Annotated in this window: 14 protein-coding genes; 7 read left to right on the top strand and 7 right to left on the bottom strand. The window is 68.7% G+C overall.

The annotated features are described in order from the left end of the window. Positions 1–7: 7 nt before the first annotated feature. Together JHY01_RS07145 and JHY01_RS07140 are read right to left on the bottom strand one after the other, a co-directional pair. A complete protein-coding gene (locus tag JHY01_RS07145; protein WP_205324932.1) occupies positions 8–745 on the bottom strand; it encodes an ABC transporter permease in 738 nt (245 codons plus the stop codon). Between the two features lies 1 nt (position 746). Next, positions 747–1,493 carry an ABC transporter ATP-binding protein gene (locus JHY01_RS07140; RefSeq protein WP_205324931.1) on the bottom strand — a complete coding sequence of 249 codons (747 nt, stop codon included), beginning with the start codon at positions 1,491–1,493 and terminating at the stop codon, positions 747–749. A 95-nt stretch (positions 1,494–1,588) separates the two neighbouring features. Between JHY01_RS07140 and JHY01_RS07135 the strand changes: the two genes are divergently transcribed. Beyond that, positions 1,589–1,912: a PIN domain-containing protein gene (locus tag JHY01_RS07135; protein ID WP_240192503.1), complete on the top strand. Its 324-nt coding sequence runs from the start codon at positions 1,589–1,591 to the stop codon at positions 1,910–1,912. Between the two features lie 79 nt (positions 1,913–1,991). Here JHY01_RS07135 and JHY01_RS07130 read toward each other — a convergent pair whose 3' ends face one another. Next, positions 1,992–3,428: an alkaline phosphatase PhoX gene (locus JHY01_RS07130; RefSeq protein WP_205324929.1), complete on the bottom strand. Its 1,437-nt coding sequence runs from the start codon at positions 3,426–3,428 to the stop codon at positions 1,992–1,994. 189 nt (positions 3,429–3,617) lie between these two features. Between JHY01_RS07130 and ligA the strand changes: the two genes are divergently transcribed. From ligA to JHY01_RS07105, 5 genes are all read left to right on the top strand, one after another. Continuing rightward, on the top strand, positions 3,618–5,858 hold the full coding sequence (ligA, locus tag JHY01_RS07125; protein WP_205325153.1) for an NAD-dependent DNA ligase LigA: 2,241 nt from the start codon (positions 3,618–3,620) through the stop codon (positions 5,856–5,858). Positions 5,859–6,194: 336 nt separating this feature from the next. Beyond that, complete coding sequence (locus JHY01_RS07120; RefSeq protein ID WP_205324928.1) at positions 6,195–8,222, top strand: bifunctional diguanylate cyclase/phosphodiesterase; 2,028 nt, start codon at positions 6,195–6,197, stop codon at positions 8,220–8,222. 107 nt (positions 8,223–8,329) lie between these two features. Further along, entirely contained in the window at positions 8,330–9,301 is a 972-nt protein-coding gene (locus tag JHY01_RS07115) for a sigma-70 family RNA polymerase sigma factor (RefSeq protein WP_205324927.1), read from the top strand. Positions 9,302–9,379: 78 nt separating this feature from the next. After that, the gene (locus tag JHY01_RS07110; protein ID WP_205324926.1) at positions 9,380–9,835 is read left to right on the top strand and encodes a VOC family protein; all 456 of its coding nucleotides are present in this window, start codon (positions 9,380–9,382) and stop codon (positions 9,833–9,835) included. Between the two features lie 72 nt (positions 9,836–9,907). Then, on the top strand, positions 9,908–10,249 hold the full coding sequence (locus tag JHY01_RS07105) for a hypothetical protein (RefSeq protein WP_205324925.1): 342 nt from the start codon (positions 9,908–9,910) through the stop codon (positions 10,247–10,249). 77 nt (positions 10,250–10,326) lie between these two features. Here JHY01_RS07105 and JHY01_RS07100 read toward each other — a convergent pair whose 3' ends face one another. The 3 genes from JHY01_RS07100 to JHY01_RS07090 form a co-directional block, all read right to left on the bottom strand. Next, a complete protein-coding gene (locus JHY01_RS07100) occupies positions 10,327–10,806 on the bottom strand; it encodes a hypothetical protein (protein ID WP_205324924.1) in 480 nt (159 codons plus the stop codon). Between the two features lie 15 nt (positions 10,807–10,821). After that, the gene (locus tag JHY01_RS07095; protein WP_205324923.1) at positions 10,822–11,682 is read right to left on the bottom strand and encodes a peptidoglycan-binding protein; all 861 of its coding nucleotides are present in this window, start codon (positions 11,680–11,682) and stop codon (positions 10,822–10,824) included. A gap of 112 nt (positions 11,683–11,794) precedes the next feature. Then, positions 11,795–12,709 (bottom strand): peptidase inhibitor family I36 protein, encoded by a 915-nt coding sequence (locus tag JHY01_RS07090; RefSeq protein WP_205324922.1) that lies wholly within the window; start codon positions 12,707–12,709, stop codon positions 11,795–11,797. Between the two features lie 274 nt (positions 12,710–12,983). On the opposite strand from JHY01_RS07090, the gene JHY01_RS07085 reads away from it, so the two are divergent. Next, the gene (locus JHY01_RS07085) at positions 12,984–13,484 is read left to right on the top strand and encodes a hypothetical protein (RefSeq protein ID WP_205324921.1); all 501 of its coding nucleotides are present in this window, start codon (positions 12,984–12,986) and stop codon (positions 13,482–13,484) included. A gap of 169 nt (positions 13,485–13,653) precedes the next feature. Here the strand turns inward: JHY01_RS07085 and JHY01_RS07080 are convergent, their stop codons facing one another. Next, positions 13,654–14,073, bottom strand: a complete 420-nt coding sequence (locus tag JHY01_RS07080; protein ID WP_240192502.1) for a VOC family protein — start codon at positions 14,071–14,073, stop codon at positions 13,654–13,656. Positions 14,074–14,308 lie beyond the last annotated feature (235 nt).

The following is a 14,308-nucleotide window of genomic DNA, read 5'->3' as shown; positions in this document are numbered from 1 at the left end:
GTGCACCCTAGTCCGTGCGCCGCCGCAGCGTCGCGGCTCCGAGGGCCGTTGCGACGAGCGCCGCAGCGGCCACTATCGCGACGTCGACCCACATCTCCGACGTGATCTCGGTGTTGAACTGCACTTCATTGAGCGCCTTGACCGCGTAGGTGACCGGCAGCGCGTCCGAGACCCCTTGCAGCCAGCCGGCCATCTGGTCGCGCGGCCAGATGAGTCCGCACAGCAGCAGCTGCGGGACGACGAACACGGGCATGAACTGAATCGCCTGGAACTCGGTGGTGGCGAACGCGGACACGAAGAGCCCCAGCGCCATTCCGAACAGCGAGGCGATGATCGCGATGAGGAACACCGCCCACGCCGGACCGGCCGTCTCCAGCCCGAGGAAGAGGTACGCGATGGCGGCGGCGATGACGGTCTGGCTCGCGGCCGCCACACCGAATGCGATCGCATAGCCGCCCACCAGGTCGAGCTTCCCGGTCGGCGTCGTCATGAGCCGCTCCAGGGTCCCGCCGGTGCGCTCGCGCAGGAGCGTGATCGAGGTGATCATGAACATCATCATGAACGGGAAGAACGCCAGCAGGATCAGCCCGACCGAGTTGAAGGCCTCCGGCGCGGCGTCCATGATGGCGCTGATGAGCGCGATCATCAGGCTCGGCACGGCCAGGATGAGCACGACGGTGCGGCGGTCGCCCAGCAACTGCCGGAGGATGCGACCGGCGGTGATGAAGGTGATGCGCAGCGACATGTCAGTTCGCCTTCTCGAGTTCGCGGATGAGGTGGAGGAACGCCGCTTCGAGGTTCGCGGTGCCGGTGGAGGCGCGCAGGTCGGCCGGGGTGTCGTCGGCGATGAAGCGGCCCTCGCGCAGCAGCAGGAGCCGGTCGCAGCGGTCGGCCTCGTCCATCACGTGGCTGGAGACGAGCAGGGTCGTGCCCTGATTCGCGAGTGCGTGGAACCGGTCCCACAGCTCCTCGCGGATCACGGGGTCGAGTCCGACGGTGGGCTCGTCGAGCACGAGCACCTCGGGGTCGATGACGAGCGCGCACGCGAGCGAGGTGCGGGTCTTCTGGCCGCCTGAGAGCTTCGCGGCGAGCCTGTGCGCGTGGTCGCCCATGCCGACCCGTTCGATGGCGGCCATGGCCTCGGCGCGGCCCTTGCCGTAGAGGGCCGCGAAGTAGGCGACGTTGGCCTTCACGGACAGGTCGGGGTAGATCGAGGCGTCCTGCGTGACGTAGGCGACGCGGCGGCGCAGCGGCTTCGTCCCGGCCGGGCGGCCGAGTACTTCGACGGTGCCGGACTTGACCTGCTGCGTGCCGACGATCGCGCGGATGAACGTGGTCTTGCCCGAGCCCGAGGGGCCGAGCAGGCCGGTGACGGTCCCGGCGGCGATGCGGGTGGAGACGCTCTTGAGGACGGGCCGGCCACCGCGGTGGACGACGAGGTCGTCGACCGCGATGGCGGTCGCAGGGGTGTTGGCGGTCGCGTTGGGTGGCATGGGAAGCCTCCAGTAATTCAACGGTTGATGAATTCACCGTACCACGAGAATTCATTACTCGATGAAATCACACCTGGAGTGGCGGCTCTCACGGTTTGCGTGCCGACGACACCCTGGTGACCTCGGAACTGGCGCAGCTCGAGCTCACTCGCACGCTGGTCCGGCTCGGTTTCTCTACGAAGGTGGTCGCGGAGCGGGTCGGCGAGATCCCGGACAACGTCGACGTCGCGTACATCTCGAGAGTCACGTTCCAGGCAGCCGTCAACTATCGGATCCAACGGCTGGGGAGCCTGGACTCGATCCACCTGGCGACGGCCGAGCTCTTCCGCTCCGAATTGGGCTCATTCGTCACGTACGACAAGGAACTCGGCGCCGCCGCAGAGGAACAGGGTCTGAAGGTGGAAGCCCCAGGTACCTGATCCACAAGGGGCTCAGGGCGAAACCGGCCGCGCACGGGGACGAATGTGCGCGGCCGGTTGCTTCTCGGGAGGTCGAGTCCTAGAGGACGCCCTTGCTCCAGGGCCCCCAGATCGCGATGGTGCGGCCCGGCTCCAGCGCCGGATCGCCCAGCAGGCCCCGCGTCGCGCCCTGCATGTTCGCGAACAGCACCTTGCCGTCAGGCGAGAACGTCGCGCCGCACCACTCGGTCCTGCCCTCGTGGTAGACCAGCGGGAAGATCTCGCCGTCCCGCGTCAGGCCCCGCATCGCGGGCAGGTCGCGGCCGGTGTCCTCGCACAGGATCAGGTTCCCGCCCGGTGAGACCGTGATGTTGTCCGGATACGACAAGAGCTCCGCGTCCGGCGATTCGAACACCAGCTTGATCGTGCCGCCCTTGTGGCCGCGCGGCCGGTACTCCCACAGCTGGCCCTCGCCCTCATCACCGCCCGAAGTGGACGCGATATAGACCGCGCCGTCACCGTAGAAGCAGCCTTCGAGCCGGCCGAACACCGCCGCACCCCGCGCCCAGCCCTGGTTGAACACCGCGAGCGGGTCCTCCTCGGCATCGGCCGGATCCGGGTCGTCGATGTCCACCCACTCCACGTACAGGCCCCTCCCGGCGCGCTGGCCGGTGCGGGTGTCGTAGTTCCATTCGTCGACGATCTTGAGCATCTGCAGCCGCCCGCCCTCGGCGAGGTCGCCGGGCACGTTCGGCAGGAAGCGGTAGAACCCGGAGGTGTTCTGGTCCTCGGTCTCGTAGACCACGCCCGAGCGCGGATCCACGGCCACCGCCTCGTGCACGAACCGGCCCATCTCCTTGAGCGGCACCGGTACCGTCTCGCCGTTCTCGGCGGACGGGACCTCGAACACGTACCCGTGCTCGGCCGCCCAGCCCGCGCCGGCACCGGCCGTCGTCTCCTCGCACGACAGCCACGAACCCCACGGGGTGGGCCCGCCCGCGCAGTTGACGATCGTGCCCGACAGCGACTGCCAGGCCTCCGCGAAGTGCGGCTCGCCGTCCTCCCAGCGGACGCTCATCGTGGTGGTCCCGCCGCCCCCGAGCGCGTCATAGCGGTGCTCGGGGCTCCCGGCCGGGACACCGACACCGGGCTCGTTGCGCTCCTCGTGGTTGCGCACGAGCCGCCATTCGCCGCGGCGCCCGGTCGGGAAGCAGGCCATGCCGTCGTGCGCGAGCGGAGTCCGGTAGCCGTCCCGCATCGGGGACGCGGCCAGCGCGAACACCTTGAAGTCGAAGCCTTCGGGGAGCCACAGCGTCTGCTCGAACCCGGTCTCGGGGTCGGTGCGCGTGAGCTCCCGCAGCTCGCCGTAGCCGCCGTTGTCAGGGCAGTCGCGTTCCTTCGCACCGTCCTTCGCGTGGGCCGCGCGGATCGAGAGGCCCTCCATCGCGGCGACCGCGAAGAGGCTCGCGCCGGCGGCGGTGGCGCCGCGGCGCAGGAAACTGCGGCGGTTCGAACCGCCGGTCGAGAGGATCGCCATGCCTGACTCCTTTGAGACGGGGGCGTAAAGGGGGCTGTACGGGCCGTACGCGGCTGATCCTTCCGGCCTTCGGGGTGAGTCAGGCAATCACGACGTGAACGGGGGGTGACCGGTTGCATAAGGCTTCGGCCTCCCCGAAACGTCGGACCCAGCTGACACAATGGGGCCGTGAGCACGACTGACACAGACCTGGACGGCACCGACCGGACCGCGACCGAGCACCCAGGAGGTGCCGAGTTCGAACGCGCCCGCGCGCGCCACGAGGACCTGGCGGTCGAGATCACCGAGCATCGTCGCCGCTACTACTCCGAGGACGCACCCACCATCTCGGACAGCCAGTTCGACGAGCTCATGCATGAGCTCATCGACATCGAGACGGCCTACCCCGAGCTGAAGAACGAGGACTCGCCCACGCAGCAGGTCGGCACCTTCTCCGAGGCGTTCACACCCGTGCAGCACCTCGAGAAGCTGCTCAGCCTCCAGGACGTCTTCAGTCTCGAAGAGGTCCAGACCTGGGCGGACAGGATCACCGCCGAGGTCCCCGACGAGCCCTACCTGTGCGAGGTCAAGATCGACGGCCTCGCGGTCGACCTCGTCTACGAGCACGGCCGCCTCATTCGCGCCGCCACCCGGGGTGACGGCGTCACCGGCGAAGACGTGACCGCGAACGTCGCCACGATCGGCGCCGTCCCGCAGCGCCTCACCGCCGCCGAGGGCTACCCCGTCCCCGACCTGCTCGAAGTGCGCGGCGAGGTGTACTTCCCGAGCGCCGACTTCGAGCGTCTCAACGAATCCCAGGTCGCCGCGGGCAAGGCCCCGTTCGCCAACCCGCGCAACGCCGCCGCCGGGTCCCTGCGCCAGAAGGACGCCGCGAAGACCGCCGAGCGGCCCCTCAGCTTCATCGCCCACGGCCTCGGGGCCCTCAGCGGCTTCGACCCCGATTCGCAGTCGCACTCCTATGCCGCGCTCGACGCCTGGGGCCTGCCCACCAGTCCCTACTGGCGGGTCGTGAGCACCCTGACAGAGGCCTTCGCCTACATCGCCGAGTTCGGCGAGAAGCGCCACGAACTCGTGCACGAGATCGACGGCGTCGTGATCAAGATCGATGACATCGCGGTGCAGCGCCGCCTCGGCGCGACCTCCCGCACCCCCCGCTGGGCCGTCGCCTACAAGTTCCCGCCCGAAGAGGTCAACACCAAGCTCCTCGACATCAAGGTCTCCATCGGACGCACCGGCCGCGCCACCCCCTACGCGGTGCTCGATCCCGTGCGCGTCGCCGGCTCCGAGGTCGAGTTCGCGACCCTCCACAATGCCGACCAGGTGAAGGCCAAGGGCGTCAGGATCGGCGACACCGTCGTCGTCCGCAAGGCCGGCGACGTGATCCCCGAGGTCGTCGCGCCCGTCGAGGCCGCCCGCACCGGCGACGAGACCGAATTCGTGATGCCCGAGCGCTGCCCGGAGTGCGATTCGGTGCTCGCCCCGGCGTCCGAAGGCGATGTCGACCTGCGCTGCCCCAACGCCCGTTCCTGCCCCGGCCAGCTGCGGGAACGCCTCGCCTACCTCTCCGGCCGGTCCTGCTTCGACGTCGACCGCATGGGCTACATCGCGTGCGCCGCGCTGGTCGAACCGCTCGGCACCGAGCCGGTCCTGGCCGACGAAGGCGGCGTCTTCGACCTCCAGATGGAGGACCTGCTCCCCATCCACGTCGTCGTCCGCGACCCCGACACCGGCCTGCCCAAACCCGACCCGAAGACCGGTGAGGACAAGGTCGTCGCCTACTTCGCCAACAAGAACGGCGAACCGAAGAAGACCGCCGTCCAGATGCTCGAGAACCTCGAGACCGCCAAACGGCAGCCGCTGTGGCGGGTCGTCAACGCGCTCTCGATCCGCCACGTCGGCCCCGTCGCCGCCCAGGCCCTCGCCGAGCACTTCGGCGACCTCGACCTGATCGCGAACGCCGACGAAGCGGAGATGGCCGCCGTGGACGGCGTCGGTCCCACCATCGCGGCCGCCATCAAGGACTGGTTCGCCGTCGACTGGCACCGGGCGATCGTCGAGCGCTGGCGCGCGGCCGGGGTGCGGATGCGGGACGACGCCCCCGACCCCTCCGAGGCGCTCCCGCAGACCCTTGAGGGACTGACCCTGGTCATCACGGGGGGCATCCCCGACTACACCCGCGAGGGCGCCGCGGCCGCCGTGAAGGCCCGCGGCGGCAAGGTCTCCGGCTCGGTGTCCAAGAAGACCAGTGCGGTCGTGGCGGGGGACAAGCCCGGCTCCAAATACGACAAGGCCGTCAGCCTCGGGGTCCCGATCGTGCGGGGCGAGGATTTCGCGGCGCTGCTCGAAGACGGGTTGTCGGCACCGGAAACCTCCGCTGTGCCGAACGACGGCTCGCAGGCTTCGCCCAGCGGCGAGACCGAACCAGAATGATCACAACTCGGTAACGATCCGTATTCCTTTACGGGGGGAGACTCGTTAGTTCAGGGCAGAGTCATCTCGTGGATGCTTGCCCCCGTCGTACCAACGGCTCGGTTCCCATCGCCCGAAAGGGCCGCCGAGCCCGGAACCGGCCACGGGAGTCGCTGCGGTGAACACCGGATAACGGTTTCTGTAATTGGCATGTCGCGCCTGGTCACAAGTGTGCCGCATGTGCTCCCGGCGTTGTGTGGGAGCGGAATTCGCGATATGACAGAGGAGTCGGCCGCGACCGACCCCGGGTGATTCTGGCGCGTCACCCGGAGCCGGCGCGGCAGTGGGAGGAGCGAAATGGCCACGACGCTCATGCGCAACACTGCGCCGAAAGAGCATCCGGGCCGGTACTTCGGCTTCATGGCGGTGGTCGCGATATTCGCGATCGCCGGCAGTGCCGCCGTGACCGTTACGAGCAGCGTGCCCGAGGGCGGCTGGTTCGGCGTGCCCTTCGCCTTCTGGCTCACCGCCGGTCTCGCCATGGTCGCCGAGCTCCGCCCGACCCGCTGGGGCGGGCTGTGGATGTCGCCAATGGCGTCGATCTACCTCGTGTACGTCCTCGCCACCATGATCACCTGGGGTTTCCTGCCCGCGCTGATCGTCCAGTCGGCGGCCATCGGGATGCTGATGATCCAGCTCAAGGCCTCCACGTGGCGGGCGGTCTTCAACATCTCCCAGCAGGCGGCCGCGCTCGTCCTCGCCTGGTACGTGTGGGATGCGGTCGTCGAGGGCGCGGCCTGGAGCGGCGAGGCCACGCAGCTGCTCGCCATCTTCGCCGCCGGTTCGGTCTGGACGCTGACGAGTTTCGCGCTCGTCGCCGGCCGGCAGAGCCTCCGCACCGGGGAGGGATGGCTTCCGCTGTTCTGGCAGTGGTTCAAGAGCGAATGGGCGCTGCGCGCCACGCAGATCGCGATCGCGCCCATCGTCGCGACCGCCGCGACCGCCTCCTGGTGGCTGGTCGCGGCCTCGGCGATCCCCATCTTCGCCGTGTACCGCATCCTCCAGACCGCCGCCGACCGCGAGCGCGAGGCCGACCACGACCCGCTCACGGGTCTGCTCAACCGCAAGGGCTTCCAGCAGGCCGTCGACGGCAAGCTCACGGACGCGGCCGAGACCGGCACCGCCGTCGCGGTCCTCATCCTCGACCTCGACCGCTTCGCCGACGTCAACTCCGCGCTCGGCCACGCGGTCGGCGACCAGCTGCTGGCCGAGCTCGCGCACCGCTTCGAGTCGGACAAGCCGAAGGGCAAGGCGATCGCGCGCCTCGGCGGCGACGAGTTCGCGTTCATGTGGTCCGAACTGGACGGCATGACCGACCCGATGGAGTGCGCACGCGAGATCCGCGCCCGGCTGGACGCCCCGATCGTCCTCGGCGACGCCAGCGTCGAGGTGGACGGCTCGGTCGGCGTCGCGGTCTATCCCGACGACGGCTCCGATTTCCAGACCCTGTTCCGCCACGCGGACATCGCGATGTACGAGTCGAAGCAGCGCGCCTCCTCCTTCGCCCGCTACGCGCCCGAGTTCGACCACAACTCGCCCGAGCGGCTCCTCCTCCTCGGCGACGTGCGCCGCACTCTCGACCACCCGGACACCCCCGGCGTCAACCTCTACTACCAGCCTCAGGTGCGCCTGGTCGACGGCGAGGTCATCGGCGCCGAGGCCCTGCTGCGCTACCACCACCCCGAGCGCGGGATCGTCAACCCGGCCGAGATCATCGAGACCGCCGAGCACTCCTCGGTGATGCGGATGCTCACCGAGCGGGTCGTCGACATCGCCCTGCGCCAGCTCCGGTCCTGGAACGAATCGGGCTACGACCTGCGCATGGCCGTGAACGTCTCGGTGCGCGACCTGCAGTCGCCCGAGTTCACGGACTTCCTGACCGAGCGGATCGACGCCTACGGGGTGAACGCCCGGAAGCTGCAGCTGGAGATCACCGAGTCCGCGCTCATGGCCGACCCCCGCCGCGTGGTCGTCAACGTGCAGCGACTCTCCGACCTCGGCGTGGGCATCAGCCTCGACGACTTCGGCACCGGCTTCTCCTCGATGCAGCACCTGCGCCGCCTGCCCGTCACCGAGATCAAGATCGACAAGTCCTTCGTGACCACGTTGATCGACGACCCGGACAACGCCGCGATCGTCTCGACCACGATCGACCTGGGCCGGGCCCTCGACGTCGAGGTCGTCGCCGAGGGCGTGGAGGACGAGAAGGTCCGCAAGCAGCTCGAAGGCTGGGGCTGCCACGCCGGGCAGGGCTGGCATTTCGCCCGCCCGATGGACGCGGACGCGTTCGAGCGCTGGATGAGCGACCACCAGCGGAACAAATAGGATTTTCCCTGCGCTGCAAGGGCGTATTCGGGACACCTTGCGGCCCGGCGGATCAGATTTCCGAAACCGTCGCCGCGAATGTCGGGGGCCTGTGCGAGGCTGTGCTCATGAACGTTGCGATCGGAGACGACGTACTCGCCGAGTTCGAACCCCACCGGCGTGAACTCTGCGCGTACGCCTACCGCATGCTCGGCTCCTCCTTCGAGGCCGAGGACGCCGTGCAGGAGGCCTTCACCCGCGCGTGGAAGTCCCACGGGTCATTCGAGGGCCGCTCCTCGCTGCGCTCGTGGCTCTACAAGATCACCACGAACGTGTGCCTCGACATGCTCAAGGGCCCGCAGCGGCGGGCCCGCCCGATGGACCTCGCCCCCGCCTCCGACGCGGGCACGCCCCTGCCGGCTCCCGAGCCCGACTACCTGTGGGTCGAGCCGATCCCCGACTCGATGGCGTTCGGGGCCGACCCGGCCGCGGCCGTCGAAGCGAAGGCCACCCTCCGGCTCGCGTTCGTCGCCGCCGTCCAGCACCTGCCCGCCAAGCAGCGGGCCGTGATGCTCATGCGCGAGGTGCTGCGCTTCTCGGCCGCCGAGACCGCCGAGGCGCTCCAGCTCAGCCCCGCGAGCGTCAACTCCGCGCTGCAGCGGGCCAAGGCCACCATGGAGCAGGTCCACGCGAAACCGGACGAGTCCTACACGATCGACGACGCCGATCTCCGCAAGCTCGTCGACGGCTACGTGAGCGCCTTCGAGGCCTATGACATGGAAGCGCTCACCGCCCTGTGCACGCAGGACGTGGCCCTCTCCATGCCGCCGATCCCGCTGTGGGTCCAGGGCCACGCGAGCGTCGCCGAGTTCATGCTCACCACCGGCAAGGGCTGCGAGAACTCCAAGCTCGTCCCGGTCAGCGCCAACGGCCTCCCGGCCTTCGGCCACTACAAGCCGAGCGGCACGCCCGGCCTCTGGGAGCCCTGGTCGATCACCGTCCTCGAACTCGAGGGCGACAAGATCTCGGGCCTCAACTACTTCCTGGACACTCCGAAGCTCTTCCCGCTCTTCGGTCTCCCCCTGGAATACCGCGAATAGCCCGGAGACCGCCCCGCATCACGGCGGGGCGGTCCTCGTTTCGAGGACACTGTCGTACCCCGGGCTTACGCTCGCGGCATGCCTGTCCATTTCAAGATCGTCATCGACTGCGCCGACCCCCACCGCCTCGCGGCGTTCTGGTCCGAGGCCATGGGTTACAAGCTCGAAGACCACTCGTCGTTCATCGCCGGGCTCCTCTCCCAGGGCATCATCACCGAAGACCTCCTCACCGAGGTCGACGGACGCCGCGCCTGGAAGACCCTCGCCGCGATCCGCAACCCCGACGACCCCTTCGACCCGGCCTCCGACGCGGGCCAGGGCATGCGGATCCTCTTCCAGCAGGTGCCCGAGCCCAAGACCGTGAAGAACCGCCTCCACCTCGACCTCCATGTCGGCCGCGACAACATCGACGCCGAGACCGAACGCCTCGAGGCCCTCGGCGCCACCCGCGCCGGCGACCGCCTCCGCGAAGGCCCCGCCGAGTGGATCGTCATGCGGGACCCCGAAGGCAACGAATTCTGCGTCCACTCCTGAGGGTCCTTCACAGGAGCCTCCGGGCCTGGGATGATGGGGGACCACGCCGCTCGCCCGAACGGAGGCCCCAATGTGGACGAGTTGCCCGATGAGAGCTCACGACTGCCCGAACCCACGAACGACGGTTTCGACTTGGGCGCCCTGCTGCCCAGGTACGTGCTGATCCTGTTGTTCTGCCTGGTGGTGGTGATCGGTGCGATCGTCTTGACGGTCGTGCTCGTCACGAACTCCTCCAAGAAGAAGTTGCAGCAGCAGTCCTTCCCGCCGAGGTACCCGCCTCCTGGCGGTCCGCAGCCGTGGCAGGGGTACCCGCCGCCGCAGGGCGGTCCGCAGCAGCCTCCGTACCCGCCCGGAACACCACCGCAGGCACCCGGGAATCCTCCGCCTCCGACAGATCCGCAGCAGCCGAGCTGACCGAAGTGCCGTAGGGCCGCACCGCGAACGCGGTGCGGCCCTACGGGTTACCGCGTGCGTCTACTGCTGACCGTTGCTCAGCCGCAGTGCACGCCGCGCTCCTCGATCTGGAAGAAGATTTCGAAGGCGCCGCCTACGAACCCGTGGACGTCCACGCATTTGCCGGACATGTTGACGCTGCTGGGGGTGTAGACGGGCCCGGCGTACGAGTAGAACCAGTCGTTCTCACTGTCGACGGTGCCGCCGCTCGGCCTGATCTGGACGCCGACCTGGTCCTTGTGGTCGGTCTGGTTGGTCTTCACCATCACGGCGCAGTTCTGCTTGTACGTCGACGAGTAGTACAGCCGCAGCACCGCGGTGTGGCCGTTGCCGCTGCCGTAGTAGGAGTCGATGAGCGCGAATGACGATCCGCAGACGTTCGCCTGGGCGGTGACGTCGGCCGTCGCCGCGCTGCCGGTGGCGAGCAGGGCCGTCACGGCCAGGCACAGGGCGGCGAGCGTCCCAGTGATCCGCCTGCCGATGGACCGCGGTCGGTCGAGTCGTGCTGTTTCGGACATGGTGTTGCTCCCTTGTCAGAGTCGGTTGTACTGCTCCCACCAGGTGAAGCCCACCTGGTATTCGGGCGGCGTGTTGTCGGCGGCGTGGTTCGCCAGGCCGTTCTTGCCGAAGAAGTAGTCGTGCACCTGCGGCTGGGCCGGGCCCGACAGGTCGGTGTCGGCGACCGCGACCGCGTGGATGTGGTAGGGCCAGTTCCCTTGCGAGGGCGTGCGCAGCCAGGCCGCGAAGCCGACCTCGCGCAGCGCTCGTACCGTCCTCCAGCGCCGCGTGCTCGTCCATCCGTCGACGGCGACGTCGACCACGCCGCCGCCGTCGTGCGTGCCGGCCGAGGTGGGGTCCCCTCCCGGGTTGTAGGAGCCTTGCGACAGCGTGAGGTTCCAACTCACCTTCGCGTCGGCGGCGGCGAGCATGTTCCTGGTCCGGGTGTTGACCCGCACGCCCCTGTACGCGTCGTTCCTGGAGCCGATGCTGACGACGCGGCTGACGGTGAAGCCCTCGTCCCGGCCGAGCGTGGTCAGCGAGGTCGGGCCGGGCAGTCCGTTGGCGTCGATGCCGCTGTACCCGAGTGCCCGCTGCCAAGCGGCGTAGGCGGTGACGGTCGAGCTTCCGTAGTGACCGTCCACGAGGGCGCTGTTGAGGTGGCCCTTGGCGGCCAGCGCGGCTTCCACCGCCTGGACGTGCGGCCCGGCGTTCAGGGTGGTCCCTTGGCCGGACTTGGGAGGGTCGACGGTGGCGGCCACGAGGACCAGCTCCATGTCGACGGAGGTCTGGGCGGTGGCCGGATCGGCGAAGAGCTGGGGCAGGGCCGCCGCGCCCGCGGCGGCCAGGCCTGCCGTGATGAGCCGGCGGCGCGTCGGTGTGCGATGTTCGTTCAAGAGGTGTCTCCTCTGGCGGTTTCGGAAGACGCGGTGCGACCCGCGGCGAAGGCAGTCCGCACCGCTCGCGGTGAGGCCGTGCGGACTGCCTGCTGTGTGCGGATGCGGAGGGTCAGCTGAACTGGCAGCAGATGTTGTAGCCCCTGGCCTTCCAGAACCCGGTCGGGTTCGGGTTGGTCAGGTCGGGGTCGCCGACGCTGGTGGCCGCGGCGGTCACCCTGCCGTTCCGCATTTCGAAGTGGGTGTGCGCTCCACCGGAGGAGCTGATGCCCCGCCAGTCCTCGACGCCGATGACCTGTCCCTTGGAGATGGAGCTGCCCACACTGAAGCCATTCGGATTCAAGTGCAGGTAGACGATGGTCTTGTTGAGACTCGAGTTGTAGACCGCCAGGGTGGACAGGCCCCCGGAGCCTCGCGAGCCCTCGGTCACGCGGGTCACGGTACCGGAGACGAGTGCGTACACGGAATAGCCGACGCCGCGGGCGATGTCGATGCCTTCGTGGCGGCCCGAGGTGGTGGTGTATCCGTCGAAGTAGGCGGTGACGTGGGCCGAGGACGAGTGGTACAGCGCGTACTCGAGGTTGTCGGCGGCGTTGCCCGTCGCGTTGACGAGGTGCCCGGCGTTGTCGTTCTTCAGGTAGGCGCGGAGGTTCGCCTGCGCACCCGGGCTGAAGTTGTCGATCGGTCCGGAGTAGCCGCTGTTGTAGAAGACCGTGACGTATTTGCCGGTCCGGTTCCAGGCGGAGGCCGCGTTGTTCTTGACGCACTGCCCTTGCCCGGCGCCCGGACCCTTGTACTCGTAGCAGCTCGAGCCGGTGCCGTAGTTGCTGATCGACCCCGAGAAGTCGCTCACCGACCCCTGGTTGTCGCTGTTGTAGTAGAGGCAGAACTCACCGGACTCGCAGATGCCGTTGCGCGCCGTCGCGGCTTGCGCCGGAGCCATCGCGGTGAGGCCCGTCATGGCGCCCATCAGGGCCGCCGCGACTAGTGCGAGGAGGCCTCGCCGCTTCGAAAGGATCCATCTCATGACCGCTCCTTGTGGGATGATGTGGCATTTGGGGACCTCTCTCATGATGGCCCAGAGCGGGTTCCAATAGGAACGACCGGCTTCGTAATTTCCTGCGGCGCTCCGAACTCCGAGCGCAGGTCGACCGGTTGCTGTCACGGATCTGACAGAAATCTTCACCAGAAACCGCATCTTTGAAGAAACATTTCTTCGATACGCTCGCTGTGTCCGGAGGATTCCCCCCCCAGCTGGACGAGATTCCCAGCTCATCGCAGACCACCTCAAGGGAGCAGCCATGTCCAGAACCGATCCGCCCCCACCCGTCCGCCGCCGTGCGAACGGCCGGACCGCGCGACTCCTGGGCGTCGCCGCCGCCCTCGTCATGATCGCCACCCTGTCCGGAACGGCGACCGCCGCCGAGGCCGGGGCTCAGGCGAACCTGTGCGGCGCCTCGTACACCCGCATCGACACCTACGTGATCGGATCGGCGTCGGACCCGGCCGGCTACGTGGAGCTGTACTGGTCCTCCACGGAGAAGCGCAACTGCGCCCTCGCGATCGGGACCGGATCGACCTACGGCTGGAAAGGGCTCAAGGCGATCTCGATCTGCCCGTCGGGCTACGCCGACGGGAGCCTGTGCGGCGACGACAGCGGGGACTTCCTCTACTACGCCGGGCCCGCGAGGACGAAGGCCGGCTTCGACATGTCCGGCAAGTGCATCGACGTCTACGGCCTCATCGAGCGGCGCAACGGTCAAGGGGCCGTGAGCGACAAGCGGCGAGTGCACTGCGGCTGACGCGCGAGCCCGCAGGCCATGACGCGGCCGGCGGGGGGGGGGGGGGGGGGGGGGGGGGGGGGGGGGGGGGGGGGGGCCCGCCCCCCCCCCCCGCCCCCCGCCGGGCCCCCCGCCCCCCCCCCCCCCCCCCCCCCCCCCCCCCCCCCCGCCTCCTGATCTCCTATCGGACTCACTGCTGGGGATAGGGCATGTAGAACGGCTCCCACTGGTGGCCGTCCAGGTCGAGGAACGTGCGGCCGTACATGCCGATCTCGGCCTCCTGGGCGCGGCGGTCCTGCCTGGAGGTCTCCTCGGTGCCGCCGGCCTTGATCGCGGCGTCGGTGAGCTCGTCGACGGCCTCGCGGTTCGGGAGGGCCAGCGCGTACGCGGCGGCCGAGAACGCCGCGGTGTCGGCGATCGGGCGCTCGGCGAACGTCGAGTAGAACTCCTTGGTCAGCAGCATCAGGCAGATGTTGTCGTCCACGACGACGCAGGCGGCGTTCTCGTCGGTGAAGTCGGGATTGATGCTCCAGCCCAGCTCCTGGTAGAACGCCTTCGCCGCGTCCAGGTCGTTCACGGGCAGGTTCAGGAAGATCATCTTGTCGGCCATCGTGCCGTCCTTTCGGTGTTCCGGTGCCTTCACCAGTACAGACGAGATCGCCGCGCGGGATTCATCGTTCGCGTGAACGCAACCCGATGCGACCGCTCGCCGACCGTTCGCCGACCGTTCGTCGACACCCTCAACGCAGGAAGCGGGCCCCCTAGCGACACGCGTCACATCGATGCTTCTCAAGATCACTCGGGTCTCTTAAGTTGCTTGTAAACCCGTCACCGCGCCGACATGC

The sequence above is a fragment of the Glycomyces sp. YM15 genome (genome assembly GCF_016918015.1).
GTDB lineage: Bacteria > Actinomycetota > Actinomycetes > Mycobacteriales > Micromonosporaceae > Glycomyces.
Note: the sequence above shows the minus strand (reverse complement) of the source record. Positions and strands in the feature narration are given on the sequence as shown.

Excerpts from the sequence above, each read along its gene's own strand:
- JHY01_RS07145 (WP_205324932.1), bottom strand. The coding sequence starts at position 745 with ATGTCGCTGCGCATCACCTTCATCACCGCCGGTCGCATCCTCCGGCAG.
- JHY01_RS07140 (WP_205324931.1), bottom strand. The coding sequence starts at position 1,493 with ATGCCACCCAACGCGACCGCCAACACCCCTGCGACCGCCATCGCGGTC.
- JHY01_RS07130 (WP_205324929.1), bottom strand. The coding sequence starts at position 3,428 with ATGGCGATCCTCTCGACCGGCGGTTCGAACCGCCGCAGTTTCCTGCGC.
- JHY01_RS07120 (WP_205324928.1), top strand. The coding sequence starts at position 6,195 with ATGGCCACGACGCTCATGCGCAACACTGCGCCGAAAGAGCATCCGGGC.
- JHY01_RS07115 (WP_205324927.1), top strand. The coding sequence starts at position 8,330 with ATGAACGTTGCGATCGGAGACGACGTACTCGCCGAGTTCGAACCCCAC.
- JHY01_RS07110 (WP_205324926.1), top strand. The coding sequence starts at position 9,380 with ATGCCTGTCCATTTCAAGATCGTCATCGACTGCGCCGACCCCCACCGC.
- JHY01_RS07100 (WP_205324924.1), bottom strand. The coding sequence starts at position 10,806 with ATGTCCGAAACAGCACGACTCGACCGACCGCGGTCCATCGGCAGGCGG.
- JHY01_RS07090 (WP_205324922.1), bottom strand. The coding sequence starts at position 12,709 with ATGAGATGGATCCTTTCGAAGCGGCGAGGCCTCCTCGCACTAGTCGCG.
- JHY01_RS07085 (WP_205324921.1), top strand. The coding sequence starts at position 12,984 with ATGTCCAGAACCGATCCGCCCCCACCCGTCCGCCGCCGTGCGAACGGC.
- JHY01_RS07080 (WP_240192502.1), bottom strand. The coding sequence starts at position 14,073 with ATGGCCGACAAGATGATCTTCCTGAACCTGCCCGTGAACGACCTGGAC.